The following is a 25,111-nucleotide window of genomic DNA, read 5'->3' as shown; positions in this document are numbered from 1 at the left end:
TGACCGCGGGCGCCGACGCGCCCGCCGATTCCGAGCCTCAGGCGCTGGCCTGTGCCATGACCTCTTCGAGCACCGCGCAGGTTCGCGCGATCTCACTCTCCGTCAGCGTCGGATGACAGAGGAACATCAGACTGGTCTCGCCCAGTTCACGAGCCACGGGAAGAGGCTCTTCGGGGCGCCAGCCGGTGCCCTCGAAGGCTTTCTCGCGATACACCTCCGAACAGGAACCCGAGAAACACGGCACCCCGGCAGCATTGACCTCGGCCATGACGCGGTCGCGATCCCAGCCCGGCCCCAGCCGTTCGGGTTCGACGAAGACGTAACACTTGTATGCCGCGTGGTCGCAATGAGGCGGCAGCTCGGGCACGCGCAGGCCGGGGCATCTGGCCGCTGCCCGCCAGATGCGCCCCGCATTGGCCTGCCGTGCGGCCTTCCATTGCGGCATGCGGTCGAGCTGGATACGACCGATCGCCGCCTGCATCTCGGTGAGCCGCCAGTTGGTGCCGAAACTCTCGTGCAGCCAGCGGAAGCCCGGCGGATGCTCGCGCTCGTACACCGCCTCCCAGCTCTTGCCGTGGTCCTTGAACGCCCACATGCGCTGCCACAGGCCGGAATCGTTGGTGGTGACCATGCCGCCCTCGCCACCTGTGGTCATGATCTTGTCCTGGCAGAATGACCAGCAGCCGACATGACCGATACTGCCAACGCTGAGCCCCCGGTAACGCGCCCCATGTGCCTGGGCGCAGTCCTCGATCACGTAGAGCCCGTGGCGTTCGGCCAGGGCCATGAGCGCATCCATCTCGCAGGGCCAGCCGGCCAGGTGCACGGCGACAATCGCCCGGGTGCGTGGAGTGATCTTCTCGGCCACGCTCGCGGCAGTGACGTTCTGCGAGTCCCGGTCGACATCGGCGAATACCGGCCTGGCACCAGAGGTGACGATGCTCGAAGCCGAGGCCAGGAAGGTGCGTGACGTGACGATCACTTCGTCGGCCGGATCCTCGCCGATACCCAACCCGCGCAGGGCGAGGTCAAGCGCCACGGTACCGTTGGCCACGGCAATGGCGTATTCGCTGCCGGCAAAGCGGGCAAACTCCCGCTCGAATTGACGGCACTCCTCACCGGTCCAGTAGTTGACCCGGTTGGAGAGCAGCACGCGGGCCGCCGCATCGGCCTCTTCGCGGGTGTAGCAAGGCCACGGGGAAAAGGGTCCGTTGAGCATCAGGTTCTTCCTTGCGGTGAAATAAGGTTGAAGCGCAGCACGTTCGAGGCGTTGGGAGGCGGATCATCGTCGTCGTTCTGCGTTGGCGACAGCGGCCGTGCCGGTACGCCGGCCACGACGAGATGGCCATCGATGTCGGAGACCACGGCCGCTCCGGCACCCACCATCACGCCCTCGCCGATGGCGACCCCTTGACGCACCACTGCGCCGGCCCCGATCCAACTGGTACGGCCGATCTCCACGTCGCCGGCCACATTGGCCCCCGGGGAGACGTGCACGCAGGCGCCCAGCCGGCAGTCATGGTCCACGGTGGCGGCGGTGTTGACGATGGTGCCCATGCCGAGTTCGGCAAAGGCATTGACGATCGCCCCGGCCATGACCACGCTCCCCGGTCCGATACGGGCCATCGGGCTGACCGTGGCGCGTGGATGCACCAGCGAGACGACCCTGGCCCCCTGCGACAGCAACGCGTCGAGCTTGGCTTCGCGGATGGCGTTATGGCCGATGGCCACCACCACGCCTTCGAAGTTCGCCAGGTCGTGAAGCAGCATCGGCAAGGTACCCACCACGTCCCAGTGCTCGTGACGCGTCTTCTCCGGCCAAGCATCGTCGAAGAAGACCAGGTCCTGCCAGCCGGCCTGGATGGCAATGTCCGCCACCACCTTGCCGTGGCCGCTGGCGCCGAGAATGGCGAGACGACGGCGATTACTCATGATGATGACCTCCGCGGAACCTCGGCATGGCGACATCGCCGTCGTGGGCGATGCCTTCGCGAACCAGCACTTTCTTCACCGTGAGCAGCAGGATGCGCAGGTCGAGCCACAGCGAGCGGTGATCGACGTACCAGGCGTCGAGTTCGAACTTCTGCTCCCAGGAGAGCGCATTGCGGCCATTGACCTGGGCCCAGCCGGTCACGCCCGGACGGACTTCGTGACGCCGGGCCTGGCGTGGCGTATAGAGCGGCAGGTACTCCATCAACAGCGGACGCGGGCCGACCAGGCTCATGTCGCCCTTGAGCACGTTCCAGAGCTCCGGCAGCTCATCGAGGCTGCTGGCACGCAGCCGTTGCCCAAGCGGTGTCAGGCGCGCCGCATCGGGCAGCGGCTTGCCGTCGCGGTCGACGGCGTCGCGCATGGTGCGGAACTTGATCATCTCGAAGGCGCGGCCGTGACGCCCTGGCCGGGTCTGGCGGAACAGCACCGGGGAGCCGAGCCTCAGCCGCACCAGTAGCGCCACCGTGAGCATCAGCGGCGAGAGCAATACCAGCGCCACCAGGGAAACCACGATATCGAACAGTCGCTTCATTGCTTCTCATCCATGACGTCGTTCATGATGCCGGCCAGGCGCTCGGCCAGGATCCGGTAGTCGTATACGGCTTCCATATGGGTCCGCCCCGCCCGTCCCATGCGGGCACGCTCCTCCGGCGCCAGCGCCACCAGACGCTTGATCGCCTCGGCCAGCGCAAGCGGATCCTCGGGGGGAACGGTGATGCCGGCCCCAGCCTCGGCCACCGGGTCGTTGACCGCCGCCGAGGCGATGATCACGGGACGCGCGGCGGCCATGTAGTCGAACAACTTGTTCATGCTGATACCGAAGCGGTAGAGCTGCGGCAGGTCACGCACCGTGATCACGAAGGCATCGGCCTCGCGGGCCAGCGCCGGGATCTCTCGCTTGGACACCGGCGGCTCGAAGCGTATCCAGCGCCCATCCAGCCCGAGCCCACTGGCCTGACGCATCAGCGCCTGCTTGGCCGGCCCGTCGCCGATCAGGCGAAGCTGCACCGGCACCTCGCCATTGCGGCAGTCCTCCTTGACGATCGCCATGGCCTCCAGCAGGTCGGAGAGCCCGTTGGCATCGCCATGGCTGCCGAAGTACATCAGCGATAAAGGCATTTCGGGTGGTCGTGGAGCGGGCGGATCGGGCTCGGGAAACTCGGCGAGATCGACCCCGTTGGAGAGCCACACCACACGCTCCTCGGGCACGCCCAACGGGGCGATGTAGTCCACCGCCCGCGGCAACAAGGTGAGCACACGGCGCGCGCGACGATAGAGGAAGGCTTCCAGCGCGCGAAGCCCTCGTGTCATCGCCGCACCTTCCCGCAACCGCCCCATGTCGATCAGGGTCTGAGGCCACAGGTCGCGCACCTCGAACACGAACGGCACTCGATGGCGACGCGCCAACCACCAGCCGGCCAGGGCCGCGAAGGGATGCACGCTCGAGCCGATGATCAGGTCGGGACGTTCGAGCCCGGCCAGGCGCGACGGTCTCAACGCCTGCCAGGTGTACTCCAGCATGTTCTTCATTCGTCCGCCGCCGTTGCCGCGGTAGCTGGAGGTGCGCAGCCACAGGAAGCGCACGTCGCCGCAGGTCTCCTGCCGCCAGGCCTCGTCGCTAGCGAGCCGCTGCTCACCGCTGGGGTGATCGACGCTGGAGGCGATCAACGTGGCGCTCCAGCCGTGTGCCGGCAGGTGCCGGGCGAGTTGATAATGACGGGCCCCGCCGGCCGCATCGGGGTGCTTGGCATAGTGATTCAGGATCCAGACGTGTCTCATGCAGTCCTCGGTCAGCGGGAAAGGGCGTTGTAGGTGTCCAGCAGCTTGCGTTCCTCCTGCTGCCAGTTGTAACGCTCGATCACGGCCCGCTGGCCGTTCTTGCCCATCTCACGAGCACGCTCGGGATGGGTCACGATGTAATCGATGGCCTCCGCGATCGCGGCGGGATCGAGAGGGTCGACGCACAACCCGCAGTCGCTGCCTTCGACGATCTCGCGCCAGAGCGGAAAGTTCGAGGCGATCACCGGCAGCCCGGCGCTCATGTACTCGAACATCTTCACCGGCAGAGCATCGAGGTAGTTGATGATGGGATGGAGCGTGACCAGGCCGGCAACCGAACTGGCCATGACCCGGCGCACGCCGGCTCGATCTAGGTAGCCGTGCGCCTCGACCCGCGCCCAGCCGGCGTAAGTCATCACCTCCTGCTCCAGGGCGAGCGTCTTGAAATCACCGGCGATCTGTAGCCGGCACCCCGGCTCGACCCTCTCCATCGCCCGTACGATTTCGCGAATGCCGCGAACCTCGGCGATGCCACCGACATAGCAGACCGCCAGGGCTTCGCCCGCATCGCCGGTCAGGCGTGCTTCGAGCGCACCGCCGAGTTCGCCAAGCATGGGAAAGTTGTTGACGTCCACGACCTCGGGATGGAACTCGCTGAAGCGATCGCGAATGTAGGGTGTCGCCGCGACGATGACGTCGAAATGGCGGCAGATTCGCCGCTGGTAGGCATCGACGCCGCGCGAAAGCACTTGCCGCGTGACCTTGCCCAGATAGTGCTTGGCCAGCATCTGGCGCGGCAGGTCCTCGTGGGCGTCGTAGACCACGTGCTTGCCCAGCCGCTTGAGACGCCGCCCCACCGGCATCAGCTCGGGATCGTGCAGGTGATAGAGATCGGCATCCAGTTGCCTGGCCCGCTCAAAGACGCGACGCGTGGTTTTCACGACACGATTGAGGCGCCCGGGTAAATGCCCGACATCGACGATGGATACTCCATCCCGCTCCTCGTCTCCCTCACCATCCGCGACGACCAGCGTCACCGGATAACCCTCGGCGGCCAGCGACCGGCACTGCTTGTGAAAGATGCGAGTGTCATAGCGCGGATGGGCGGAAGTCAGGTGTACCACTTTCATTATCGTTGCGTCCTTGTATATCCCTTGCAGCGTCAGGCTGCCCCGGTTCGTCATGATGGGAGTCGTCCGTGCCGGCCGGCTGCGTATCATCGTCGTCGCGCTCCTGACGGCTAGCGACAATGGCATTGGCGAAGGCGCCCCAGCCGAGCGCCGGCAGCGGCCAGAACACCGGCTTGGCCAACACCATCAGCAGCAGGCAGACGAAATTGATGGAAAAGGCGAACACCCACCTGGCGGCGCGATCGCCAACGAAGAGCAAGCGGTAGCCGGCACCGACAAAGGCGAAGAGCGTCAGGCCGATATAGAGAATGAAGCCCAGCAGCCCGTAATTGACCCAGGCGGAGAGCATGCTGTGGGCATAGCCGCCGGTCACTTGCGCCGAAGCGATATGCCCGCCGAAGCGACCCAGCAACGGGCTGTCGAGGATCTGCTCCACGGCACGCTGACCCAGGTTCTGGCGCGCCAGCCACGAACTGGTTCCCGACAAGTCGAAGATCTGCAACTGACGACTGCCGGCCAGAGCCTCGAACTGGCTCACCACCAGCGCGATCAGGGCGGCGACCACTGCTAGCAGGGTGATCATGTACTTGACGCTCATGCCCGCCCATAGCATCAGCAGCAGCGCCGAAAGCGAGAGGAAGGCGTACAGCTCCGAGCGCGCACCCAGCACGAACATGACGAAGGCCCCGAGCACGATCAGAACGGCACGCACCATGGCCCGTTCGCTGACCGCTATCAGAAACAGCAGCAGTACCAGGGCGCTGCGAGCATAGCCCTGATAGGTAGAGACGCTGTCACCCTCTATCTCGGCCTCGATCATGCGTCGGGCGAAGAACATCCACTGGCCGGTGGTGGCAACATGGAAGATCAGATAGCCGGCGATCAGGACGAAGGCGATCCAGAAGGCGCGCGCCAACCGCGGCGAAGCAAGCGGGACGCGATAGCCCAACATGAACAGCACCAGCCACAGCACCAGCGTCTCGACGGTCTGGGTCAGCGCCGCCTGCATCACGCTGCCTCCAATCAAGCCGTAGTTGGCCACCGACCACAGCAGCACATAGACGAAGAAGAACAACGTCACCAGTGCATAGCCACGCGTCGAGGTCAGCAGGAGGTACAGCTGGGACGGCAACAGCGCGCAGTAGACGATGAACATCAGCACCGACACCACCCCGAACAGGCCGCCCAGCAATGCCGGGATCACCCCCATCGCCACCAGGGTGTGATAGAGGATGAACCCCGGGAACAGCACGAAGAAACCGATGGCTGAGACGCGTGTCGTCAGCGCATCACCGGACAGGACCATGCCGATATCCCTGCGTCGCTCAGTCGGCCAGCACGCGCTCGTAGAGCTCGCGCTGGGCCGACGTTGTCAGTTCCGAGTTGTGCCACAGCAGGGTGAAGACGCCACCCACGGCACGGCAGCGCGCCTTTATCCTGCTGAAGCACTCGAACGCCTCCTCACCCGTGCCGAGCCCCAGGTAGAGCGGTGAGATCACCGACGCCTCCATGGCGATCAGCGGCCGGATGCGCAGCGCCAACGACTCACCCTTGACCGGGTCGAAGGCCGGGTAGTCGAAGCAGGTGCCACAGCGGAACCCGGGCGCTTCGGCGTAACCCAGTGTGGTGTCGTAGTCCAGTCCGGCCTGTGCGTACCCCTGCAGTGTCAACGGCATCTGCCAGCGCAGGTAATGCATGCGCCCGCCCCACTGCGCCTGTTCGATACCCTCCTCGGCGCATACACGCCGCAGGCGCCCGGCCTCGTTGGCCAACTCCTTGGGGTTGCGGAAAGTGTGATAGCTGGGGTGCAGGCCGATCTCATGGCCGCGCTCGTGCATGCGCCGCATGAGATGACGTATGGCCGGATGCTCCGGCTCGTAGTCGGCGTCCTTGCGCGGGTCGGTTCGGCCGCAGATGAAGTAGAAGGCACTGCTCAGGCCGTGACGCTCGGAGACATCCATCAGCCAGTCGAAGGTGTTGAGCGGATCCAGCGAATGCAGCCGACGGCGGGTACACAGCCGAATCCAGGGCCCCACCACCAGTGCCTGTGGGCGGCGATGAAGCAGGACATCGCCCAGCATGACCCGCGCCAGCTTGATGTCGCGGGCAAATCCATAGCGGCTGGGTCGGTCGACATCGTGGGTCGCACGCTGCGTGAACATATGCCGGCGCAGCTCTACCTGCGGCCACTGGCGCTGGATGACCTGCCCAAGCACTGCCAGCCATTCATCGACTACGGGTCTGTCCAGATAGCCGTGGCGACCGGCATGAGAGGCGCTGGCAGGAAAGCGACCGTGGCGGTCGAGTACCTGGGCATCGACCTCCTCCTGCCGCGACAACATCCAGTAGGTCAGGCCGAGGATGTCGTAGTGAATAGCCAGCCCTCCCGCTACCGGCTCGACCAGCGGCTGCGGCAGGCTGGCGGCCCCCGGCGCCGGCAACGGCAGATCGAGGGGCGTTCGAAACCCCTCGGTCGTCGCATCCCACTGGCAGTGCGGCAGATCCCCGCCGGTCAGGTAGAACTCCGGCTGCAGACAGTCGAAAAGGATATGCCCCGGCGCCTCGGCGTGGCGCAGATAGAGCCGTTCCGGCCCATCGCGTTCCAGTTGCAACGGCAGCCCGAAGCGTTCCAGCAGGATCCGCTCCAGCCAGACAAGCACCGGCTCACCCGAGGTTGCGGTCGGCGTGACGACGGACAGGTTACCCGGCACGCAGGACGGTTTCAGCGAGGCGTTCGGCCCCGCATGGGAATTCCGATCGTAAAGTGCAGTCATGTCATTCACTTGGATTCCCTCTTCATCAGTGTGCGGGCCGTAACGTACGCCTCACGCGCCAGCTGACGAATGCCTCGTTGGCTGATCGTGTAGTGGCAGACCAGTCGCCCGCCCCATGCCTCTTTCATCTCCGCCACCGGCGCAATATTGGCGCCGATGAAGTCGAAGACGGTGCACCCCTGACGCTCGAAGAAATTCAATGCCTCCTCGGCGACCAGGTTGTTGACGCCATCCTTCATGGCTTCTGTCTTCATGCCCGCCGACCATGCCAGGGCATGGCCACCAGGCATGAACAGACAGACTCGTGTCCCCATCGCCTCACCCTCGGCGTTGCGCGCCAGGAAGCAGACGAAATGCTCCGGCCCCATCAGCTCGGCCAGACGCGCGAGCTCCGCCGCGTCGAGGCGATAGTCGAAGCCCTTGCGCGCTTCCGGGCCCGCCAGGCAGTCGGCCACCGCGTGGTAGTCCTCGGTGACCTCGCAGTGATAGCCGAGCCGGCCGCACTTGCGTGCCTTCTTGCGCGCGTTGGGGTCGATGGCTTCCTCGCGTGTGGCGATGTCGAGGTGATAGGTGAAGCGCGGACGCGCCGCCATGTTGGCCCACTCGAAGGGCCGCACGTCGTCCGCCACCGAGGAGAGGCTCAGACTGCCGCCGAATTCGCACTGTTGCAGGTACTCGGCCAGGCGTGTCAGGGCCAGGCGCTTGCGCCGGTTGCGTGCGGCGGGCCGCTCACTGGCACACTGGAAGTCGATCGGCAGGTGAGGATTGCGCGGCGGCGTCACCAAGCGGCCATGGTGGTTGCGGTAGAGCACGGTATCGAGCCGCCAGCCGTCACCCTTGTCGGGCGTGAAGGCCAATGGCTCGGCCGTCAGGCCCCAGCGTTGCTCGTTGAACCGGATCCATCCGGGATGGAACAGGGGATCGTTCATCATGGTACGGCTTTCCTTTCCGTCTCCGGAGGCTGCGGTTGGGGTTCCGGGGTCTGGCCCTGCGTCGCGTCATCCAGGTAGTCGTCGTCGAAGTCGCACACCAGGTAGTAGCGCAGCTCGCCGCTGATCGGATCGTGGTAGCGCTCGGCAATGCGGAAGCCGAGACGCAGGCTGGGCTTGAGCGAGGCAACATTGTCCGCCGAGATCCGTGAGGAGTAGCCCCGCACTCCGTTGGCACGGAAATGCAGAATGGCCGTACGCCGCAGCTCGGTGGCGAGCCCTTGCCCGCGGTGGGCCGGATCTACCCCACTGAAGCTCGAGTGCACCCTGCCCTCGAGCAGGTCACGACGACTGAAGCCATAGAAGGCCGCTCCCACGACGCGGTCCTGGGTGTCGAGGGCCACCACGCCGAGGCGATTCCCCGCCAGGCGATACAGCCAGCGCCGGGGCAAGTCCATCGCCCTGCCATCGTGCAGCTTGGCGTACAGTGCCAGCGCCCCGTCCAGATGCGCCCGTCGCATGGCGCACAGCCGGTAGCCGTTGTAGTGGCGCAGCGGCACGGTGGCGAATCCCCGTGAGCGGCGCAGGTTGCGAGCGATCGACGCGAACGCTTCGAGAGCGACGCGCAGGTATCGACTCGGTGCGTTGACGTTCATGATCGACAGAACCTCTCGAGAAACAGCTGCGCCGCCACTCCGTTATGCGAATACCCCTGTGAGCGCAGGCGCTCCAGGGCTTCAGGAGGGAAGCGCCCGGTGGAAGCCAGTGTGTTGCCGCGTGCCAGCCCCGGCATCAGCCGCTTTGCCAGGCGCTTGACGCTTGCCCCGGGGCCGCGCCGGAAGGCCGCCAGGCGGCTCAGGCGAGCGCGCAGGCTTTGTCGGGACTGCTGCGCGGCGTTGCCCAGCGGAGCCTGATGACCGCTGACCTCGGCGAAGAGCTCCTCGACGAAGGAGACGTAGCCGGAACGGCTCTCCAGCCAATGGTTCGGCACCGACTGCCAGAAGGCCATGAAGTCGCGGTCGTAGAGCGGCATCGACCAGTCATGGCCGAAGAACTCGAAGCTGCGCACGGAGTTGACGATGAACTTGGCCTGGCGCTCCTGCCAGCCGAACAGCACGAACTGACGGATGAATTCATCGGGCTCCAGGGCCTCGTCCAGCGGGTAGTCGAGGGCCAGGCGAGGCAGTACGCGCTCGCGAAAGAGCGCATCGCCCTCATCGCTGGCATTGAGCGTGAAATGACGCTGGCGAAGCGCTTCGGCCAGCTCGCCTGGCGGCATCGTTTGCCCTGCCCGCTTGGCCTCGAAGACGCTCGGCGGCACGAAGCCGGTCACGCAGCAGTGACCGGGTACGAACAGCGAGCCCGGCTCGACCTTGCCCTGTTCCGTCAGCAGCTTGACCGCCAGCCAATCCTGCATGTTGGCGATGCCGTTCCAACCCGAGGACCACCGCTGGTAGCGCCAGTACTCCTTGCTATCGGCAACGCGGCTCCACGCCTCCTGGCTGTATTCGATGAAGGTCCACGGCAGCCCCAGGGCACGGGCCACCTCCCGGCTCACCTTGGCCTCATGATTGTCGCGATATCCATAGGCGTAGGTCAGCACGCGCGGGTATTGGCAGCGCGCCAGCAGCGTGGCGATCAAGCGCGAGTCATAGCCCCCGCTGAGCGGCACCACGATCTGGCGCCCGTTGGCTGTCTTGACCAGTTGATCGCAAGCGGCATCGAGGACTTCCTCGAGCCGGGCCAGGCGGCGGCTGTCGTCACGCTCCGCCACGGCGTGATAGTCGAAGCGGTAATAGCGCTCCAATGACAGGTCCAGGCCCTGGCCGGAATCGCCCACGATCAGCGCCTCGCCGGCGCGCAGCTGCTTGACGCGGCGAAACAGCGTGTCGCGGCCTGTGACATAGCCGGCCAACTCGAAATCGGCCGTGGCCTCATCGTCGACCTGCGTCTCGTCGGTCCGCTGGCGTACCCAGTCGGCATCGTCGCTGAGATAGCACTCGTTGCCGCGCATGCCATAAAACAGCGGAATCGAGCGCACGCGATCCACGGCTGCCACCATGCCGTTCCCCGTGCGGCGCACGAGGGCGTGAAAACCGTTGAGTTCCCCCATGTGCTGGCGCCAGGCACCGATGTCGTCGGCCAGTTCCAACTGCTTCAGGGCGGAGCCCGGCGACAGGCGCTGCCCGTCGAGCCACACGCTGCCGCAGACATGACCACGTCCGTCCGGCAGCTCGCACTCCTGCCAGCGCGAGGAAGAAAAATGACAATGTATCGAACTCATTGGTAGGCCCTTCGGAACAGGAGGAAATAACGCAATCCCACCAGAGCGGCGCTGAGCAGCAGCGCGGCGTTCCATGGCAGCCACGCGGGAGCCAGCCACTCGACGACGAGTAGTGGCGCCAGCAGTGCCAGCCCCCACCCCAACGCCGAGAGCGTGGATATCGCCATGATTCGCGGCCGGTTGTCGGTCAAGTGAGCGATCCAGACCAGGAAGCCGACCCAGCAGGCGGCACTGCCCAGCGAGAACAACGCCACCGTCAGCAGCAGATCATCCAGGGCGGCGCCGATGGCGATGGCCGCCACGCGCACGCCGAGCAGCAGCGCCTGGAACGCCAGGCCCTGGCCCTGGCGCTCCATCACCGAGAACAGATGGCTCAGCGGCGAGGTGATGAACACCAGGTAGAGCCAGGGCGCCATCCAGCGAGCGAACTCACCGGCCTCGCGCCAGCGCTCGCCGAAGACCAGGGCGAACAGGTCCGGGCCAATCGCCACCAGGACGATCGCCGGCGGCATGGCGATCTGCGCCAGCGTGGCGTGCACCTTAGCCACCAGCGGGCCCAGCTCGCCCCGCCGGTGCGCCTCGGCGGCGCTGGAGAAGAACACCTTGCCCACGGCTTCGCCGATCAATGTCATGGGCATCGCCAGCACGCGATGCGCCAGGGCATAGAGACCCGCAGCCACGGGGCTGAACAGCGCGGCGAAGAGCAGCGGCGGGAGTTGCTTGCCGAGGGTGTTGAACAGCCCCGACCAGGAGGAGAACAGCGGAAACTTGCGGTAGCGACGCGCCGCCGCCCAGGCGCCGGCCGCGGTGACACGATGCTGGCCGACGGCGCGCAGCGCCGGGCGCGCCAGTGTCAACGTGCCGGCCCCCTGGCCCGCGGCATGGCCGAGCAAGAGCCCGCCCCCGCCCAGAGGGCTTGCCACGAGCTGAATCGCCAGCAGGGCCAGCGACTGCTTGATCCTCGTCGAGGCCAGCGCGGTGAATGCGCGCGTGCGTACTGCCCAGTGGCTGACCGCCTGGTAGCCCCCGGCGAACGCGACGCCCAGCGGCAGCAGCCACAGCCAAGGGCTGAGCGACGGCACGCCCAGCGCCTCGGCCAACGCCCTTCCCCCCAGCAGCACCAGCAGCAGCGCGACCAGGGTGGTAAAGGCCACCACCGCCAGGCTCAACGCCAGCACCTCGGCCGCCTCGCGCTCCGTCTCCGGCAGCGGTATCGCCAATTGATAGCGACCACTGGCCACCACGGTGAACAGCGCCAGCAGGCCGCCGTATACTGCCAGCAAACCGAAATCCTCCGGGGTATACAGCCGGGTCAGCAGCGGTGCCGCGGCGATTGTCAGCAGTTGCGCCCCCGCCGTGCCACCTACCAATACACTGACCCCACGGGCGAACCCCTGGGTCGGTAGCAGACGTCTTGCCGGTATGACGAGCCGATTCAGCACGTGATGTCTCTCCCTGACAGCTGGCTCAGGCCACCGCTTCCCCGAGCGCCGTGACGATGCGCTCCTGATCTTCGGCCGTGAGGTACGGATGCATCGGCAGGCTGACCACCCGACGCGAGGCCGCATTGCCGACCGGCAGGTCGACGCCGGGGTCGGCCACCGCCGGCTGCTTGTTGAGCGGGATCGGGTAATGAACGGCGGTAGGAATGCCGGCCTCTGCCAGCCGTGCGATCACCACCTCGCGGTCATCCACTTCCACCGTGTACTGGGCATAGGCACTGGTGTTGTGGGGCTCGACATGGGGCGACGCGAAGCCGTGCGCACGCAGCAGGCGACCATAGCGCTCGGCGACCTGCTCGCGCAGCCTGAGCTCCTCGTCGAGGATGTCGAGCTTGGGCAGCAGGATCGCGGCCTGCAGCGTGTCCAGGCGGCTGTTGACGCCGATCCTGACGTGGTAGTAACGCCGTCCCTGACCGTGACGGGCGATCTGACGCAGCACCTTGGCCAGTTCGTCGTCATCGGTGAACAGGGCTCCGCCGTCGCCGTAGCAGCCCAGCGGCTTGCTGGGGAAGAACGAAGTCGTGGCAATTTGCGACAGGCTGCAGGAGCGCCGGCCGCGATAGGTGGCGCCGAAGCTTTGAGCCGCATCCTCGATCACCGGGATGCCGTGTCGAGCGGCGATCTCGTTGATGGCATCCATGTCGGCGCACTGGCCGTAGAGCGATACCGGGATGATCGCACGGGTGCGCGGCGTGATGGCGGCCTCGAGCTTCGCCGGGTCGAGCAGGTAGGTGCGCGGGTCGACGTCGACGTAGACGGGCCGTGCCCCGAGCAGGGCCACGGTCTCGGCAGTGGCGATATAGGTGAAACCCGGGGTGATGACCTCGTCCCCTGGAGCGATCCCCAATGCCATCTGGGCGATCTGCAGAGCGTCGGTACCGTTGGCACAGGTGATGCAATGGCGCACGCCGGCATAGTCGGCCAGGCGCGCCTCGAGCTCGTCCACTTCGGGGCCGAGAATATACTTGCCGTGCTCCAGCACGTTGCGGATGCCGGCGTTGATGCGCTCGCGAATGCGCACCTGCTGTGCCTTGAGATCGATGAAGTCCAGGCGACGGGTGTCCTTGGCGTCGGAGGTGGAGCCTTCCTGCGCGGGGGTGCAGCTCAGGGTGCTCCCTTCGAGCCGATAGCGATCGCCGGTGTGAGGGCAGACCACTTCGCCCTCTCCCTCCAGCGGCAAGTCGAGACGCTCGCCGTGACGGCTCATCCAGCCCTGCTGGCGGGCGGGAACCCCCAGCATCAAGGCGAAATCGGGCACGTCGCGATTGATCACCGCGCCGGCGCCGATGAACGCATGACGCCCCACGGTCACTCCGCAGACGATGGTGCAGTTGGCCCCGAGGGTCGCACCCTCGCGTACCAGGGTGTCGCGGTACTGATCCTTGCGCTCGACCAGCGAGCGCGGATTGTAGACGTTGGTGAAGACCATGCTCGGGCCGCAGAAGACGCCCGCCTCGAGCGTGACGTTGTCATACACCGAGACGTTGTTCTGCACCTTGCAGCGATCGCCGATGACGACGCGGTTGCCGACGAAGACGTTCTGTCCCAGCGAGACGCCACGTCCGATGCGAGCACCACCACAGACGTGAACGAAATGCCAGACGCGGGACGATTCGCCGATCTCGGCACCGTCGTCGACGATGGCACTGGGATGGATCTGTACGCCGGGGTAACGGTTATCGAGCATTGGGCTGTCCATGGCGAGCCTCACATCAGGTGCCGCTTGAGGCAGGGGTGCGCCTCGTTGCGGGCAGGTATTTCCAGGGAAGCATTGCGAATCGTATCGACGGTCTCGATGCAGTGGCGCGCACTGTCGAGGCCGAAGCCGCGTCCGGCCAGGATCTCCTGGTAGGAAACGGTATGCAGGTCGGTGAAACCACCCGAAAACTCGATCTCGCGACCTTCGCACAGGATCGAACGGTAGGTGGTCTGCTGTCCCTGCACGCTGCTCGGCAGGTCGTTGCTGTCGATCGACAGGAACCAGCGAACCCGCGCCTTCTGATATTCGAGATAGCCCGCGGCGCGATGCTCGTCCAGGTAATGGACGACGTTGCGCTCCAGATCGCCGAACACGAAGTGCAGCATGTCGAAGAAGTGCACGCCGATGTTGGTCGCCACCCCGAAGGACTTGCGCGGGTCGCCCTTCCAGCTCTCGTGGTACCACTTGCCGCGCGAGGTGATGTAGGTGAGCTCGACGTCGTACTTGTCGTCGCGCGGCTCGCTGGCGACCCGCTCCTTGAGCTCGACGATGGCCGGATGGTGGCGCAGTTGCAGAATGTTGAACACGCGCCGGCCGGTCTCCTGCTCGACCCTCTCGAGCTCCTCGAGCAGGGCCGGCGTCGGAACCAGCGGCTTCTCGCAGATCACGTTGCAGCCCAGCCGCAGGCCGGCGGCGATATGGGCGTGGTGCAGGTGATTGGGCGAACACACCGAGACATAGTCGAGCGCCGTGTAAGGGTCGCGCTTGCGCTGCCAGGCGCTCTCAACGAAGCGCTCGAACTCGGTGAAGAACTCGCTTTCCGGAGAGATCGAATCGATGATGCCCACCGAGTCATTGATGTCGTAGGCCATGGCCAGGTGGTTGCCGGTCTCCTTGATGGCCTTCATGTGGCGTGGAGCGATATAGCCGGCGGCGCCGATCAGAGCGAAGTATTTCATGGCGGTTACCTGTACGTTGGACATGGAGATCAGGCCCTTATCACTCGTTCTTCGTTGACGCCGCGGTAGATGCCCCGGGTATCGATGACCAGGTGGGCGTGGGCGCGAATCATGTCGTAATCGAAGCGGTCGTGATCGGTAGCGAGAACGACGGCGTCGTATTCAGCCAGGGTCGACGGTGAGAGAGGTACGCTCTCCAGGTCGAAATGGTGCTCGCGCATCGGCGGGAAGGACGGCACGTGGGGATCACTGTAGGCCACCTCGGCGCCACGATCGCGAATCCGCTCCATGATGTGGACCGAAGGCGATTCGCGCATGTCGTCGACGTTCTTCTTGTAGGCAATGCCGAGCACCAGCACGCGGCTGCCCTTCAGCGCCCGTCCATGCTGATTCAGCCCCTCGATCAGCTTGCCCACCACATAGTCCGGCATGCCCTGGTTGATCTCACCGGAGAGCTCGATGAAGCGGGTATGAAGTCCATACTCGCGGGCCTTCCAGGTCAGATAGAAGGGATCGATGGGAATGCAATGGCCGCCCAGCCCCGGCCCCGGGTAGTAAGGAGTGAAGCCGAACGGCTTGGTGGCGGCGGCATCGACCACCTCGAAGATGTCGATGCCCATGCGGTCGGCCACGATCTTCATCTCGTTGACCAGGCCGATATTCACCGCGCGGTGGATGTTCTCGAGCAGCTTGGTCATCTCGGCGGCACGGGTCGAACTCAGCGGCACCACCTGATCGATGGCCGGACGATAGAGCGCCACACCAGCGTCCCGGCATGCCGGCGTATGGCCGCCGACCACCTTGGGAATGGTACGGGTCTCGAAGTCGGGGTTGCCCGGGTCCTCACGCTCAGGCGAATAGACCAGGAACAGCGCCTCGCCGACCTCAAGGCCGCTCTCCTCGACTCGAGGCAGCAGCTCCTCCTCGGTGGTGCCGGGATAGGTGGTGCTCTCCAGCGAGATCACCTGGCCTTCACGCAGATGTCCCTTGAGCGCATCGACGGTCCTGATGACGAAGCTGATATCCGGTTCACGATGCTTGTTGAGCGGTGTCGGTACGCACAGGATCAGCGCATCGACTTCCGCCGCACGGGTGAAGTCGGTAGTTGCCTCGAACCCGGCATCCTTGGCCCGGGCGACCCGCTCAGAGGCGATATGTTCGATGTAGCTGCGCCCGGCATTGAGTTTGTCCACCTTGCCGGCATCGATGTCGATACCCAGCACACGGTAGCCGATTTCGCTGTAGCGCAGCATCAGGGGCAACCCCACATAGCCAAGCCCGACGATTCCTATCACGGCTTCCTTGCGCTCGAGCCGGCCAATCAGACGATCTTTGATAGTGGTCATGACGCTTCCATGATTTTCGAGTGATAGTGATCGGCGCTCGGCCAGTTGGCCTCACGCCAGGGAACGGCCTGCACGGGCAGGCTCGGACAGAGTCTTTGGCGCATGCGGCGCTCAGGTCTGGGTGGTCTTGTAGGCATAGTGGTAATAGCCGTAGCCATAGCTGGTGGCGGCCTTGCGCTCGATGGCGTTGAGAATGCCGCCCTTGACCGTGACGCCACTGGTTTCGAGGCGGCGGATGGCCACGTCGACCTCGCGTGGCGGGTTGAGCCCGAAGCGAGCCACCAGCAGCGTGGTACCGCAGTGGTGGCCGATCACCGCGGCATCGGTCACGGCCAGGATCGGCGGGGTGTCGACGATCACCAGGTCGAAGCGCTCGCTCAGCGCATCGAGCATTCGCGTAAAGCGCTCGCTCATCAGCAACTCGGCGGGGTTGGGCGGCGCCTTGCCGCGCGCCACGTAGCTCAATCCGTTGATCGGCGACTGCCGAATGACTTCGTCCAGCTCGGCCTTGTTGGAAAGCACCTCGGACAGCCCGCCCTTGCTGTCGGCATTGAAGGCGGTATGGATGTGCCCCTTGCGCATGTCGGCATCCAGGATGAGGACGCGCTGGCCGCTCTGGGCGATGACCGCCCCCAGGTTGATGGAAATGAAGCTCTTGCCGATGTTCGGGCTCGGTCCGGTGATCATCAGGCGGTTGTCATTGGCCTCGAGCATGGCGAAGTGCAGTGACGTGCGCAGGCCTCGCAGAGCTTCGATGGCGGTATCGTCGGGGGCGTTCTGGGCCAGCACCCCGTTGGAGACTGTGCGACCATGTCGCCGGTTGTGTCGTTTGACCCGCCTTACCAGTTTCTCCTGATCATCGGAGAGCGGCACGGTGGCATACACCGGCAGGCCCAGGTCCTCGATCTGATCGGCACTCTCCACGCCACGATGGAAGATGCTGCGTACGATGACGAATGCCACCGCCAGGAAAGCGCCGACCAGGGTCAGCATGACCACGGTGACCGGCTTGCGTGGTTCCACCGGCCCCGGCTGGGCGACGGCATCGTCGAGAATGCGCACGTTGCCCACGGTACTGGCCTTGGTGATGCTCATTTCCTGGATCTTGTTGAGCAACTGCACGTAGACCTGCTGGGTGACTTCGACGTCACGTGACATGCGCAGGATTTGCTGCTGGGTCTCGGGCAACCCTTGTATACGCTCGTTGAGCCGCTCGCGATCGCGCTCCAGGTTGTTGCGTTTCTCCATCATGGCGGCGTAGAGCGGGTGCGAGCTGTTATAGCGCTGGCTCAGCTCGGCCTGCTCCATCTCCAGCTCGCCGAGCTGCGTATCGAGCTCGACGACCCGATCCAGTACCGAGCGTGTCTCGAGGCTGAGGTCGAGGCTCTCATGCTCCATGCGAAAGGCATTGAGGGCATCCTCGGCTGTGGCCAGATCGCTGCGTACCTGCGGCACCTGCTCCTCGAGGAACTTGAGGCTCTGCTCCGCTTCGGCACTCTGACGCTCGACATTCTGAGTCAGGTAAATCTGGGAGATGACGCTCAAGGTGCGCTCGGCGCGGCGAGGATCCTCATCGAGCAGTGTCATGTTGAACACGCCGCTGTCGCGACCGCGCTGACCGACGCTGAAGCGTGAGCGCAGGCTGTTGATGGCGGCCAGGCGGGTACGGCGCACCACCGTGAACTCCGCCCCCTTGCCAGCCTCCAGCTCGGCCACGCGCAGTTCGATGCGGCCGTCGTCGAAGCTTTCGGTGGTGCCGACGCGCCCCTCGCCGAGCAACTCTTCGCCATGATAGAGCCGGTAGCTTCCGGGGTCGTCGGCCACCAGGCGCAGCGCACGTCCCAGCCACTCATGGTCGACGCGCAGCTCGCCCACGTTGAGGTACTCGCCGGCCCAGACGCTGCGCTCGGCGAAACCGGGGCGCTCGATGCCGAGCCTGACCAGATAATTTCCCACGAACGACAGGCGGGTAGGAATTACCTCGATGTCGAGGTGCTCCTGGTCCACGGCCTGCCCGAGCACCATACGGGAGCGCAGAATCTCGAGTTCGGCTTCGGCCTTGGGCTCTTCACCGAGGATCGAGCGCACCTCGGCGAGCGGATTGCTGAGCCCGGTCTTGCCCTCAACCTGCACGAGGGCATCGGCCCGATAGATCGGCGTGGCCAACTGCACATGAATCACGGCCGCCACGGCAAAGATCGCCGTCACCGACATGATCAGCCACTTGTTGTCCAGCAATACGCCGAACAACCTGCCCAGATCGATATCGTCATAGCCTGGGCGCGAGCCCGTCTTGATCTCTTTCACCATTGATAGGGTCCTGGCGTGAAAAGGTGGTCGTTCGCTTCAGCTTCGTGAACTACCGAGGCGCGCCTGCCACAGCCGCGCCGCTTCGGTAAGCTGACGATGTACGCGTACAAAGACCTCTTCGTTCCTGCGGTAGGGGTCGGGGATATCCACCCCGTTGCCCGTCTCCCCCGGCAGCCAGCGTCCGAAGCGCATGGTCTTGCCGGTAGCGAACGGGAATTGCTCGGCAATCGCCAGGCGCTGACCCTCGCTCATGACCAGCACCAGATCGGCCTCGCGAACCATCTCGGCAGTGACTTGGCGCGCCCGATGCCCGGAGAGGTCGAGCCCATCGGCTTCTGCAAGACTGACGGCCGTAGGATCGGCACCATGGCCAACCAGCGCCCCCAGGCCCGCCGATGAGATGCGGTGACCGGGCAAGGCCTGCCTGAGCAGCGCCTCTCCGACCGGGCTGCGACAGACATTGCCGATGCACACCACGAGTACTTCCTGAAACATTCTTTTCCCTCTACTGGCCGACTCGCTCGAACTCACGCCCGGTACGCGTGGTCTGGTAAAGGCTGCTGACCGTGGGCAGAAGCTGGCGCACGACGCGGTTCCAGCGCCCCAGCGGCGTGGTGGTGACATAGATCACGTCGGTCGGCTGCAAGGTGAATTCGGCACCCAGCATCAGCGCCGCGGCATTGCGGGCATCGAGCTGGTAGACGGTAGCGAGCTTGTCGCTGTCGGCCGGCGCCCGACGAATAACGAAGATGCCCGAGGCATCGGCATTGCTCTCCTCCATGCCACCGGCCTCGGAAAGCGCATCGGTCAGCGTGAGCCGGCTCGCCCCCATCGGCAGGCTCTTCGGATCGCGCACCTCGCCCATGACGTAGACCTTCTGGTTGCTGTTGTCGGGCACGTGCAATACATCGCCAGCTTGCAGCAGCATGTTCTGGTCGAGCCGACCGCTGTTGAGCATGTCATGCAGGGACAAGCGGATCTCCTCGCCATCCCGCGTCAGCAGGACGTCGTGCCAGTTGGCATGCTCCGCCAGGCCGCCGGAAAGGTTGATGGCATCGAGCACGCTCAACGGCACGTTGCGAATCGGCAGCGGGCCGGGCTCTTCCACTGCGCCGGTGACGTTTACCTTCTGTGAGTTGTACTGGGCGACCTGAACCTCGACCTGCGGCATGGCCACATACGGCTCCAGGCCGCGGGCGACGATCTCTCGCACCTCGCGCACCGTCTTCCCTTCCACGGGGATGCGGCCGATAAATGGGTAGAAGATGGTGCCGTCGCTATGCACGGCATTGCCCGACTCCGCGGCGCTACGCTCACCTCCCGCAGGAATGGTCAGTTCTGGATGGCCATAGACGATGACGGTGAGCACATCGCCCTTGCCGATGTAGTATTCATAGCCGCTGATGCCCTCGCGCAGAGCCTCGCTCACCTCGCCGATATCCTCAGCTCCTTTGACATCCTGGCTCTGACTACGCACCAGGCCGAAGGTGATGGGTTCGATATCGACCAGATCGTCGATCGGGGCGGAATCCGCCTGGTAATCGATGTGCCCCCCCGGAGCGAAGGCGCACCCACCCAGGACGAACAGCCCAAGCATGCAGAGAAAGCGACCCGCCCGGGGCCACAGAAAGTAGTAATTCATCGACTTTTCACTCGCGTGTCATTATTAACCTGAACCCTGTCGCCTCAAGCAGCCATTCCTTGTCGCTTTTATTATTCATTAATGTCGCCACCGGGTGACACGGGAATAAACGAACAAATAACACCAACTGCACCCGGGTTTCTCATTCTGACACTGCAATAAGACAGTTTCGTTGTCGTTCGGCGACACAAGCCAATTTAAACTGTCTCTCAATTTCGACACCAGCGCTTTTAATACGAACCGAAGAATACTTTATTCCACCTTCGACATTTATTAGACGGAATCACCACCGGCGTCAGGCACGCTACCGCCACGAGGTTAGACGACAATCCCCGAAGCCACGTGCACTACCTTGATTTCAAGGCACAAAATGTCCCGCGGCATGGACCGCGACACGACGCAAACTTGAGGAAACTGACAAGACAGGGCCTCTGCTTCCGTGCAAGGCGCCAAGTAGACGGGGCCAGAATAAACCTTTTTCGTGCTCGCCACTACCCCTTATTAGATTCTATACATTTTTTTACCCTTATATACACACGGACACCCTGAAACAAGATAAGTTTCTTTCCTGTTATCTGGAATTAGGTTATCAATTCACCACTCGAATCAACCCCCATGACTTTAAATCGTCACGGGGGCGAACGCATGTAAGCCTGTCTGCATTGCCTGCCAATGGCAGGCCGGCCAGATAGTAATCCAGAACCATTATGAGGATACACTATCCGGCCAATCGCCCCCGCCGGAGGTATCCGGCGCAATAAAGGAGTCATATCGATATGCTTGAACCATTGAAGTTACGACGAGGCGTCATCGCCTTGGCGGGCGTGACCCTGCTGGGCCTGGCGCCATTCGCGCTAGCTCAGCAGGCCACGCTGCCCCAGGGCACGCCCGGGGCGCCAGGCAATTCAGCCAACACGCCTGCGCCAGGCGCGGTGTCCAGTGGCGGGCTAGCCACTGGCGGCGGCGCCGCCGGCCAAGCACCGGGCAACTCCGGCCAGGCGCTGGCCGGCGCCGTTAGCCGCGGCGCTGCGGGAATTGGCGTGGCGATCGGAGCCACTGGCACCGGTACCGGCACCGGAACTGGAACCGGCACCGGAACGCGCTGATGAGCCGCGACAGACGGTGCAGCAAGATGCGTGTGCCGACACAGGGCCGCCGCAAGGCGGTCCTGCTTCACTTGCTGCTGGGATGCCTTGTCACAGGCCTAACGGCTTGCACTCAGGGCGGCCAGTTGACCCCCATGGGGGCCACCCTGATGGGCGGGGGTCGCGGTGAGGATCCGGCTGCACAGGCCGAGGCATTGCCTTACGCCACCCTGGTGGCACGCACCGAGGGCAGCCAGGCACTACTGGTCATGGCGCATCGTACCGGAGAGCACGGTCGCGACACCTACTGGCAGGCAGGCGACCGCGCCACGCTGCATTTACGAGACGGAGTTCCCGCAAGCACGGCCGGCTTCGAAGAGCTCTTGCTGGGGCGCTGGCGTTCGACAGAGGCCAACTCGAGCCACTACCGAGTGCATGTGCACTGGCGCGATGCCAATGGTCAGGAGTGGCAGGACGTGGCAATGGCAAGCCTCACCTGCGAATCGGCTCAGCCCGTCGACCTTCCGTTGACCCAACTGGCATTGGAGCGCTGTACCGAGCAACTCGACTGGAAGAGCAGTAACACGCATAGCCGTGGGGTGTACTGGCGTGAGCCCGGCAGCCTGCGGATCTGGGGGGGTGACATGGTGCTCTGGCCGGACGGTCCACGCCTGCGCTGGCAGGTGGCGAGACCCTGGTGGAGCGATGCCGAGGACACCGGGCGTGACGCCGGGCAGACAACCCTGCCTGACGACGCGCCATCGTCGTGACAAAGAGAGCGAGAATGACCCGACGTCACCACCCCCTTGCCGGGCGCTGGCACACTGTCTGCCTGGGCGCACTGCTGGCTCTGCCCCTCGACGGCCAGGCTGACGCCCTCCGGCTCTCGGACCTGTGGCTCGAGCAACAGGCGTTGCCCGAACCACCCGCCTACAGCTACTACCTGCTAGAGCGACAACAGGAGCCCCAGCAGCGCCAGGCCAGGCGCCTGCAAGAGGAGCTGGCAACATTGATCGACTGGTACTCGCTGGCCGGACACACCGACATGGCCCGAGGGCTGGAACAATGGCAGGCCACCCTCGCCGAGTTGCAGTCGACGCCGGGACGTACGGCGGCCAGGGCCGATCTTGCCGCCCTGCTCGCCTCACCGCGCCATGATCCCCTGTTGACCTCTTTGGCCGACGTCGGTCATTGCAACGTGCCCGAATGGGTAGAGCTGTGGCATTTCGGCGGCGTGACTCGGCATCCCTGGACCCCAGGCATGAGCCTGCGCGACCTGCTGCGCAAGCAACCGAGCTCGCAGTGGTCCAGCGCCGACGAGGCTTGGGTGATCACCCCCCAGAGCCCCCCTCGCCGCATCGGCGTGGCAGCCTGGAACGCTGGCGATGCTCCCCTGGTGGCCGGTAGTCGCGTCGCGCTCGCCCTGCCCGAACCGGTTCAGGAAGCCGACTGGGTCAACCGCGCCCTGTCCGGCTTCCTGTCGACCCGCCTTCCCGGCGATGCGTGTCATGCCGTCGCCCTGCCTGACACCGCGGGTCAAGCCGATTCGGGAGGACCTGCCACATGAAGCGGCCCAACCCCCTACCGCCACGCTTTGCCCCATTGACGCTTGCCATCGCCCTGGCCGTTCCCGGATCGGCGATGGCCGAGCCGACCCAGCCACGCCTCGGCAGCGGGCAGGGAGATTTCGGCGGTGTGGGATTGATGCAGACCCCCACCGCACGCATGGCGCCTCTCGGCGGCTTCGCCTTCTCGCTTTCGCGTACTGCGCCCTACCGGCGCTATGGCGTTTTCTTCCAGCCCACCGAGTGGCTGGAAGCCGGCTTCCGTTACGTCGAGGTGGAAAATAGGCGCTACCTGGCTGCTACGGATGATCGCAACAACCTGGACAAGGGCATCGACTTCAAGGTGAGGCTACATGAGGAAGATCGCTACTGGCCACAGATAGCCCTCGGCGCTCGCGACATCGGCGGCACCGGCCTCTTCTCCAGTGAGTACCTGGTCGCCAGCAAGCGCTGGCACAGTTTCGACTTTACCCTGGGGATCGGCTGGGGCTACCTGGGCAACAATGAGGACTTCACCAACCCATTGGCCCGACTTGACGAGCGTTTCGAACGACGCTCCGGGTTCAGCTCGGGTGGAGACGGAGGCGACTTCAACCTGGGCAGCCTGTTCAGCGGCCGCAGTGCCCTGTTTGGCGGCATCGAGTACCAGACGCCATGGGATCCGCTGGTGCTTCAACTGGAGCTGGAAGGCAACGACTATCAGCACGAGCCGCAGCGCAACGACCAGGAGCAGGATTCACGCCTCAACCTGGGCGCTCGGCTGCGCCTGACCGACAGCATCGAGCTCAAGGCCGGCTGGCAGCGGGGAAACACCGCCATGCTCGGGATCACCATCGCGACCAACCTGGGCAGCATCTCCCAGGCCAAGCGCGACCCGCTTCCCGTCGACCTGGCGCCGGCTCCCGCCGAACACACCAGTGACTGGAACGGGCTCAGCCGCGAGCTGGGTGCCAACGCCGGCATCGGTGTCTATCGCATCCGACAGGATGGCTCGAGCGTCATCGTCGAAGGCGAGCCCACGCGTTATCGTTCCCTCGCCGAGAGCGAACTGCGAGCAGGCCGCCTGCTGCACAACCATCTAGGCAGCGATGTGGAGACCTTCCGCTTCCGCTGGCACGAGCGCGGCATGGCGTTGCGCGAGAGCGTGCACCAACGCGAGGCCCTGGTGGCCGCGGCATCTACCAGCGACGAAGCCGTGACGTATCGCCACGGGATCTACTCTCACGCCGCGCTGACCCCGAGCCAGGGCGAAGTGCTGCATGAATCCCCACCCCGCGGGTTCTTCTACAGTCTAGAGCCGCAGCTCGAGCAAAACTTCGGCGGCCCCGACGGCTACCTCTACCGGCTCTCGGCCAACCTCGACAGCGAGTATCGGCTGGGACCCAACCATTGGGTGTCGGGCGCGCTGACCTATACGCTGGACGACAACCTCGGCAAGTATCGCTATATGGGCCCCTCGGACCTGCCACGGGTACGTACGCATATCGGCGATTACCTGGCCGAGACCGATATCGGCATCAGCAATCTCCAGTACACCCGTACCGCCCAACTGGGCAACGACTGGTATGCAATGGGCTATGGTGGCCTGCTCGAGACCATGTTCGCCGGGGCGGGAGCAGAACTGCTCTACCGCCCCTTCAACAGCGACGTGGCCCTCGGCCTCGACCTCAACTGGGTCAAGCAGCGCGACTTCGACCAGCGTTTCGGCATGCGCGACTACAGCACCTGGACGGGGCACCTGACCGGCTATTGGCAGACCGACTACGAAGACGTGCTGGCCAAGGTCAGCGTGGGCCGCTATCTGGCCGGCGACCTCGGCGTCACCTTCGATGTATCACGGGAGTTCGATTCGGGTGTCCGCCTCGGCGGCTGGGCCACCTTTACCAATGCCGGCGATGCCTTCGGTGAAGGCAGCTTCGACAAGGGGATCTATCTCTCGCTGCCGCTGGACGCCTTCTTCGTACACTCCACCCGACAGCGCGCCCAGCTCGCCTGGAGCCCGCTCACGCGCGACGGCGGCGCCCGCCTGGCTCGTCGCGAATCACTTTACGACATGACCGAGGAGCGCAGCATGGGACGCTACTGGGACGACCAGGCCGAGCTGATGCGCTGAGC

General features: G+C 64.8%; 21 protein-coding genes and 1 pseudogene. 4 read left to right on the top strand and 18 right to left on the bottom strand.

Annotated features, from left to right (window positions below):
- Nucleotides 1–37: 37 nt before the first annotated feature.
- The 18 genes and pseudogenes from ACRWQA_RS09950 to ACRWQA_RS09865 all read right to left on the bottom strand — a co-directional run bounded on the left by ACRWQA_RS09950 (nucleotide 38) and on the right by ACRWQA_RS09865 (nucleotide 20,346).
- Nucleotides 38–1,219, bottom strand: coding sequence for a DegT/DnrJ/EryC1/StrS family aminotransferase (locus tag ACRWQA_RS09950; protein WP_434227451.1), 1,182 nt, complete (start codon nucleotides 1,217–1,219; stop codon nucleotides 38–40).
- Nucleotides 1,219–1,932 carry an acetyltransferase gene (locus tag ACRWQA_RS09945; protein ID WP_263580032.1) on the bottom strand — a complete coding sequence of 238 codons (714 nt, stop codon included), beginning with the start codon at nucleotides 1,930–1,932 and terminating at the stop codon, nucleotides 1,219–1,221. Before ACRWQA_RS09945 ends, ACRWQA_RS09950 begins: the two co-directional genes overlap by 1 nt.
- Nucleotides 1,925–2,524: a sugar transferase gene (locus ACRWQA_RS09940; RefSeq protein ID WP_434227450.1), complete on the bottom strand. Its 600-nt coding sequence runs from the start codon at nucleotides 2,522–2,524 to the stop codon at nucleotides 1,925–1,927. The genes ACRWQA_RS09945 and ACRWQA_RS09940 overlap by 8 nt, the downstream gene beginning before the upstream one ends.
- On the bottom strand, nucleotides 2,521–3,771 hold the full coding sequence (locus ACRWQA_RS09935; RefSeq protein WP_434227448.1) for a glycosyltransferase family 4 protein: 1,251 nt from the start codon (nucleotides 3,769–3,771) through the stop codon (nucleotides 2,521–2,523). The genes ACRWQA_RS09940 and ACRWQA_RS09935 overlap by 4 nt, the downstream gene beginning before the upstream one ends.
- A gap of 11 nt (nucleotides 3,772–3,782) precedes the next feature.
- A complete protein-coding gene (locus tag ACRWQA_RS09930) occupies nucleotides 3,783–4,901 on the bottom strand; it encodes a glycosyltransferase family 4 protein (protein ID WP_434227447.1) in 1,119 nt (372 codons plus the stop codon).
- A complete protein-coding gene (locus ACRWQA_RS09925; RefSeq protein WP_434227445.1) occupies nucleotides 4,861–6,207 on the bottom strand; it encodes a hypothetical protein in 1,347 nt (448 codons plus the stop codon). The genes ACRWQA_RS09930 and ACRWQA_RS09925 overlap by 41 nt, the downstream gene beginning before the upstream one ends.
- Nucleotides 6,208–6,226: 19 nt before the next feature.
- Nucleotides 6,227–7,675, bottom strand: a complete 1,449-nt coding sequence (locus tag ACRWQA_RS09920) for a polysaccharide deacetylase family protein (RefSeq protein WP_434227443.1) — start codon at nucleotides 7,673–7,675, stop codon at nucleotides 6,227–6,229.
- A 5-nt stretch (nucleotides 7,676–7,680) separates the two neighbouring features.
- A complete protein-coding gene (locus ACRWQA_RS09915) occupies nucleotides 7,681–8,607 on the bottom strand; it encodes a GNAT family N-acetyltransferase (protein ID WP_263580038.1) in 927 nt (308 codons plus the stop codon).
- Nucleotides 8,604–9,260, bottom strand: coding sequence for a GNAT family N-acetyltransferase (locus ACRWQA_RS09910; protein ID WP_434227441.1), 657 nt, complete (start codon nucleotides 9,258–9,260; stop codon nucleotides 8,604–8,606). Before ACRWQA_RS09910 ends, ACRWQA_RS09915 begins: the two co-directional genes overlap by 4 nt.
- Nucleotides 9,257–10,888 (bottom strand): asparagine synthase-related protein, encoded by a 1,632-nt coding sequence (locus ACRWQA_RS09905; RefSeq protein ID WP_434227439.1) that lies wholly within the window; start codon nucleotides 10,886–10,888, stop codon nucleotides 9,257–9,259. The genes ACRWQA_RS09910 and ACRWQA_RS09905 overlap by 4 nt, the downstream gene beginning before the upstream one ends.
- Nucleotides 10,885–12,330, bottom strand: coding sequence for a lipopolysaccharide biosynthesis protein (locus tag ACRWQA_RS09900; RefSeq protein ID WP_434227437.1), 1,446 nt, complete (start codon nucleotides 12,328–12,330; stop codon nucleotides 10,885–10,887). The genes ACRWQA_RS09905 and ACRWQA_RS09900 overlap by 4 nt, the downstream gene beginning before the upstream one ends.
- A gap of 25 nt (nucleotides 12,331–12,355) precedes the next feature.
- A complete protein-coding gene (locus ACRWQA_RS09895; RefSeq protein ID WP_434227702.1) occupies nucleotides 12,356–13,498 on the bottom strand; it encodes a DegT/DnrJ/EryC1/StrS family aminotransferase in 1,143 nt (380 codons plus the stop codon).
- Nucleotides 13,493–14,077 (bottom strand): annotated as a pseudogene (locus tag ACRWQA_RS09890) (acyltransferase); the annotation flags it as partial. The gene ACRWQA_RS09895 and the pseudogene ACRWQA_RS09890, both read right to left, overlap by 6 nt.
- Before the next feature lie 20 nt (nucleotides 14,078–14,097).
- Entirely contained in the window at nucleotides 14,098–15,048 is a 951-nt protein-coding gene (locus tag ACRWQA_RS09885) for a Gfo/Idh/MocA family oxidoreductase (RefSeq protein WP_446326279.1), read from the bottom strand.
- A gap of 29 nt (nucleotides 15,049–15,077) precedes the next feature.
- Complete coding sequence (locus ACRWQA_RS09880) at nucleotides 15,078–16,394, bottom strand: nucleotide sugar dehydrogenase (protein WP_263580043.1); 1,317 nt, start codon at nucleotides 16,392–16,394, stop codon at nucleotides 15,078–15,080.
- 111 nt (nucleotides 16,395–16,505) lie between these two features.
- The gene (locus ACRWQA_RS09875; protein WP_434231686.1) at nucleotides 16,506–18,704 is read right to left on the bottom strand and encodes a polysaccharide biosynthesis tyrosine autokinase; all 2,199 of its coding nucleotides are present in this window, start codon (nucleotides 18,702–18,704) and stop codon (nucleotides 16,506–16,508) included.
- Between the two features lie 36 nt (nucleotides 18,705–18,740).
- Nucleotides 18,741–19,199: a low molecular weight protein-tyrosine-phosphatase gene (locus tag ACRWQA_RS09870; protein WP_434231684.1), complete on the bottom strand. Its 459-nt coding sequence runs from the start codon at nucleotides 19,197–19,199 to the stop codon at nucleotides 18,741–18,743.
- Nucleotides 19,200–19,209: 10 nt separating this feature from the next.
- Nucleotides 19,210–20,346 carry a polysaccharide export protein gene (locus tag ACRWQA_RS09865; RefSeq protein WP_434231682.1) on the bottom strand — a complete coding sequence of 379 codons (1,137 nt, stop codon included), beginning with the start codon at nucleotides 20,344–20,346 and terminating at the stop codon, nucleotides 19,210–19,212.
- Nucleotides 20,347–21,122: 776 nt separating this feature from the next.
- On the opposite strand from ACRWQA_RS09865, the gene ACRWQA_RS09860 reads away from it, so the two are divergent.
- The 4 genes from ACRWQA_RS09860 (at nucleotide 21,123) to ACRWQA_RS09845 (ending at nucleotide 25,109) form a co-directional block, all read left to right on the top strand.
- On the top strand, nucleotides 21,123–21,452 hold the full coding sequence (locus ACRWQA_RS09860; protein ID WP_434231679.1) for a hypothetical protein: 330 nt from the start codon (nucleotides 21,123–21,125) through the stop codon (nucleotides 21,450–21,452).
- 134 nt (nucleotides 21,453–21,586) lie between these two features.
- Nucleotides 21,587–22,201 carry a YjbF family lipoprotein gene (locus ACRWQA_RS09855; RefSeq protein WP_434231677.1) on the top strand — a complete coding sequence of 205 codons (615 nt, stop codon included), beginning with the start codon at nucleotides 21,587–21,589 and terminating at the stop codon, nucleotides 22,199–22,201.
- Between the two features lie 14 nt (nucleotides 22,202–22,215).
- Nucleotides 22,216–22,998, top strand: coding sequence for a capsule biosynthesis GfcC family protein (locus ACRWQA_RS09850; RefSeq protein WP_434231674.1), 783 nt, complete (start codon nucleotides 22,216–22,218; stop codon nucleotides 22,996–22,998).
- Nucleotides 22,995–25,109: a YjbH domain-containing protein gene (locus ACRWQA_RS09845; protein ID WP_434231671.1), complete on the top strand. Its 2,115-nt coding sequence runs from the start codon at nucleotides 22,995–22,997 to the stop codon at nucleotides 25,107–25,109. The genes ACRWQA_RS09850 and ACRWQA_RS09845 overlap by 4 nt, the downstream gene beginning before the upstream one ends.
- Nucleotides 25,110–25,111 lie beyond the last annotated feature (2 nt).

This window comes from Billgrantia sp. C5P2 (assembly GCF_051062895.2).
Note: the sequence above shows the minus strand (reverse complement) of the source record. Positions and strands in the feature narration are given on the sequence as shown.

Coding starts and splice junctions, on each gene's coding strand:
- ACRWQA_RS09880 (WP_263580043.1), bottom strand. CDS start 16,394: ATGACCACTATCAAAGATCGTCTGATTGGCCGGCTCGAGCGCAAGGAA.
- ACRWQA_RS09910 (WP_434227441.1), bottom strand. CDS start 9,260: ATGAACGTCAACGCACCGAGTCGATACCTGCGCGTCGCTCTCGAAGCG.
- ACRWQA_RS09935 (WP_434227448.1), bottom strand. CDS start 3,771: ATGAGACACGTCTGGATCCTGAATCACTATGCCAAGCACCCCGATGCG.
- ACRWQA_RS09860 (WP_434231679.1), top strand. CDS start 21,123: ATGCTTGAACCATTGAAGTTACGACGAGGCGTCATCGCCTTGGCGGGC.
- ACRWQA_RS09915 (WP_263580038.1), bottom strand. CDS start 8,607: ATGATGAACGATCCCCTGTTCCATCCCGGATGGATCCGGTTCAACGAG.
- ACRWQA_RS09885 (WP_446326279.1), bottom strand. CDS start 15,048: ATGAAATACTTCGCTCTGATCGGCGCCGCCGGCTATATCGCTCCACGC.
- ACRWQA_RS09845 (WP_434231671.1), top strand. CDS start 22,995: ATGAAGCGGCCCAACCCCCTACCGCCACGCTTTGCCCCATTGACGCTT.
- ACRWQA_RS09930 (WP_434227447.1), bottom strand. CDS start 4,901: ATGAAAGTGGTACACCTGACTTCCGCCCATCCGCGCTATGACACTCGC.
- ACRWQA_RS09865 (WP_434231682.1), bottom strand. CDS start 20,346: ATGAATTACTACTTTCTGTGGCCCCGGGCGGGTCGCTTTCTCTGCATG.
- ACRWQA_RS09945 (WP_263580032.1), bottom strand. CDS start 1,932: ATGAGTAATCGCCGTCGTCTCGCCATTCTCGGCGCCAGCGGCCACGGC.
- ACRWQA_RS09855 (WP_434231677.1), top strand. CDS start 21,587: ATGGGGGCCACCCTGATGGGCGGGGGTCGCGGTGAGGATCCGGCTGCA.
- ACRWQA_RS09870 (WP_434231684.1), bottom strand. CDS start 19,199: ATGTTTCAGGAAGTACTCGTGGTGTGCATCGGCAATGTCTGTCGCAGC.
- ACRWQA_RS09940 (WP_434227450.1), bottom strand. CDS start 2,524: ATGAAGCGACTGTTCGATATCGTGGTTTCCCTGGTGGCGCTGGTATTG.
- ACRWQA_RS09920 (WP_434227443.1), bottom strand. CDS start 7,675: ATGACTGCACTTTACGATCGGAATTCCCATGCGGGGCCGAACGCCTCG.
- ACRWQA_RS09875 (WP_434231686.1), bottom strand. CDS start 18,704: ATGGTGAAAGAGATCAAGACGGGCTCGCGCCCAGGCTATGACGATATC.
- ACRWQA_RS09925 (WP_434227445.1), bottom strand. CDS start 6,207: ATGGTCCTGTCCGGTGATGCGCTGACGACACGCGTCTCAGCCATCGGT.
- ACRWQA_RS09950 (WP_434227451.1), bottom strand. CDS start 1,219: ATGCTCAACGGACCCTTTTCCCCGTGGCCTTGCTACACCCGCGAAGAG.
- ACRWQA_RS09905 (WP_434227439.1), bottom strand. CDS start 10,888: ATGAGTTCGATACATTGTCATTTTTCTTCCTCGCGCTGGCAGGAGTGC.
- ACRWQA_RS09850 (WP_434231674.1), top strand. CDS start 22,216: ATGACCCGACGTCACCACCCCCTTGCCGGGCGCTGGCACACTGTCTGC.